Raw genomic sequence first — 2,820 nt, forward strand, 5'->3', positions numbered from 1 at the left:
AAGAAAGCACAGGATGATGAAGCCAGTGGTGAGATTGAAACAGCACATCCGGGTTACCTGGGGTCGCAGGACACTTTTTATGTTGGTCATTTAAAAGGTGTTGGTCGTATCTACCAACAAACTTATATTGATACTTACTGCAAAGTCGTTCATTGTAAACTTTACACAACGAAAAGTTCGATAACTGCTGCGGATTTATTAAATGACAAGGTTCTGCCTTTTTATGCCCAACATGGATTACCGATATTACGTATACTGACGGACAGAGGTAGTGAATATTGTGGTAAAGTTGAGCATCACGATTATCAACTTTATCTGGCTATCAACGATATTGATCACACAAAAACTAAGGCACGCTCGCCTCAAACTAATGGAATTTGTGAACGTTTTCATAAAACCGTATTACAAGAGTTCTACCAGGTAGTTTTTCGTAAGAAAATCTACGGTAATTTAGAGGAATTACAAACTGATTTAGATAAATGGTTAGAGGAATACAATAACCAGCGTACTCATCAAGGAAAAATGTGTTGCGGTCGAACACCCATAGCAACTTTACACGATGGAAAACAAATTTGGAGAGAAAAAGATTTAAATCAAATTTAGCCTGACAGATACTGTATAAATAACCGGTAACTGTCAGATCAAGTCTGAGCTACTACATATAATTCGCCATATTCCTCCTGAGGTAACCATCTGGGCAGATACCGGTTTTCAAGGTATAGATAAACAGCATCCTAATACACAAATCCCAAAAAAAGGAACTCGAAAAAGACCTTTATCGCCTGAACAAAAACAAGAAAATAAAATAATCTCGGGCATCCGTATTACAGTTGAACACGCCATCGCGGGTATCAAGCGCCTCGGTTGCATGACCCAAATTTTACGGAATCGTAGACCCTTTATTGATGATACCTTCTTACTCCTTAGCGCAGGTCTTTGGAATTTCCATCTCAGAACAGCGTAAAATTTACTTCAATCACCGAAACACCCTTATTTCACTATTAAGCAACACGCTTAGTATCATCTTTGTGCAGTAGAAATTAATCAAATCATTAATGCATGACTTATCTAAGGAGCATCAATGGTATTAAAATGTAAGGGATTTTTATTTGATTTGGATGGCACGCTGGTTGATTCGTTACCTAATGTTGAACATTGCTGGCGAGAATTTAGCCGTCGAATTGGTGTATCAGAAAGCGATGTGTTGCACTATATTCATGGCAAACCGGCAATCAGTTCTATCCGTCATTTTATGCCAAATGCCTCAGAAATTGAAATTGATGAAATTTTTTATTGGCTGGAAAACCTAGAAGCAGACAATACTTCGGGTATTGCAGCACTACCTGGTGCAATTGCTTTATTAGAACAACTCAATACATTTGCTATTCCATGGGCAATAGTGACTTCTGGCACAGTTCCAATTGCTTTTAATCGTAGTAAAGCGCAGGTTTGCCGGAACCGAAACACTGGGTCACGATTGAACGAGTTGAACACGGTAAACCGCAGCCAGATCCTTTTTTGCTTGGTGCACAACTACTAAACTTACCGCCTGAAGCCTGTATTGCGGTTGAAAATGCGCAGGCAGGGATCTATTCTGCTTTAGATGCGGGTTGCCAGGTTATCGCTGTTCATGCGCCAGCAGATATGCCACGGCGAAAAGAAATTTCATTAATTATCAAATCATTTACTGAATTAAATATTTCAAAACCAGATAACCAAGGCATTGTTACGGTGACTCAGCGATAAAAATATGTCAGTTTCATAAATTAGGCCGGCAAATTTGCACTACTTATGGCAAATGAGCACTATGAATAGATGAATAGACTTAATTTGAGGTCATTTTGAATAGCCAGCTGGTATGGGTATTAATTTTACTGCTAATAGTCGTCACTCTTTTTATGACTAATAAGATCCGTATGGATGTTGTCGCATTATTAGTCATTGTGGCTTTAGTGTTGAGTGGAACTCTGACGCTTAAACAAGCTACAATCGGCTTTAGTGATCCCAATGTGCTGCTAATTGCGGCACTTTTTGTTTTTAGTGAGGGATTAGTCCGTACTGGTATTGCCTATCAAGTTGGCGACTGGTTAGTTGGTGCAGCCGGTAATAATGAAAATAAGATGCTGGTTTTTTTGATGATCACAGTCGCAGGTTTAGGCGCTTTTATGAGTTCAACCGGCATTGTTGCCATCTTCATTCCCGTTGTTCTTAATGTTGCTAAACAGATAAAAATCCCACCAGGACGTTTGATGATGCCATTAGGCTTTGCTGGACTTATCAGTGGTATGATGACGTTAGTAGCGACCCCACCAAATATGATAGTTAATAGTGAACTGGTTAGAGAAGGTTATGCCGGATTCAAATTTTTTGCCATTACGCCGATTGGAATTGCGGTGCTGTTGCTAGCAATTATTTATATGTGGCTGGTTCTTCGTAGGTTAGGTAACCGCGAAATTGCAGTGGGGTCCTGCTCCTCATCGGCGCAAATTTCACGACTTTATTCGTGATTATAAGCTAACAGGTCGAGCTCGTTGTTTAGCCATTTGTCCAGGTTCCCCCTTGATAGGCTACTCACTCGATGAGTTACATCCACGAGTTTCGCACAAAACTAATTTGGGTACGCTAATAAAACACGGATGTGCTCAGCAATAGCATTTTTGATTACGTCCCAATTTTGTTGATAAAGGGTTATTTTTTCAGATATACGACGTTTATGTTGTTCAAACCACGCAGAAATAGCGAGAAAAATATGATTTCTTTGCGCTCGGCTCGTGCGAGCCTGACAGCGTTCAATACCACAATTTTGTTTAACTTCTCGAT

2 protein-coding genes and 3 pseudogenes are annotated in these 2,820 nt (G+C 39.8%); 4 read left to right on the forward strand and 1 reads right to left on the reverse strand.

The features are described from left to right. The 4 genes and pseudogenes from CBG25_RS18085 to CBG25_RS18100 form a co-directional block, all read left to right on the forward strand. Nucleotides 1–603, forward strand: a 603-nt coding sequence (locus tag CBG25_RS18085; RefSeq protein WP_290603686.1) for an integrase core domain-containing protein, incomplete at its 5' end; no start/stop codon positions are given. 37 nt (nucleotides 604–640) lie between these two features. Continuing rightward, nucleotides 641–964, forward strand: coding sequence for a transposase family protein (locus tag CBG25_RS18090; RefSeq protein ID WP_290608404.1), 324 nt, complete (start codon nucleotides 641–643; stop codon nucleotides 962–964). A 117-nt stretch (nucleotides 965–1,081) separates the two neighbouring features. Continuing rightward, nucleotides 1,082–1,746 (forward strand): annotated as a pseudogene (locus CBG25_RS18095) (sugar phosphatase). Nucleotides 1,747–1,841: 95 nt separating this feature from the next. After that, nucleotides 1,842–2,595 (forward strand): annotated as a pseudogene (locus CBG25_RS18100) (SLC13 family permease); the annotation flags it as partial. A gap of 13 nt (nucleotides 2,596–2,608) precedes the next feature. Here CBG25_RS18100 and CBG25_RS18105 read toward each other — a convergent pair. After that, a pseudogene (locus CBG25_RS18105) lies at nucleotides 2,609–2,820 on the reverse strand (hypothetical protein); the annotation flags it as partial.

Source organism: Arsenophonus sp. ENCA, from assembly GCF_002287155.1.
Classification (GTDB): Bacteria; Pseudomonadota; Gammaproteobacteria; order Enterobacterales; family Enterobacteriaceae; genus Arsenophonus; species Arsenophonus nilaparvatae.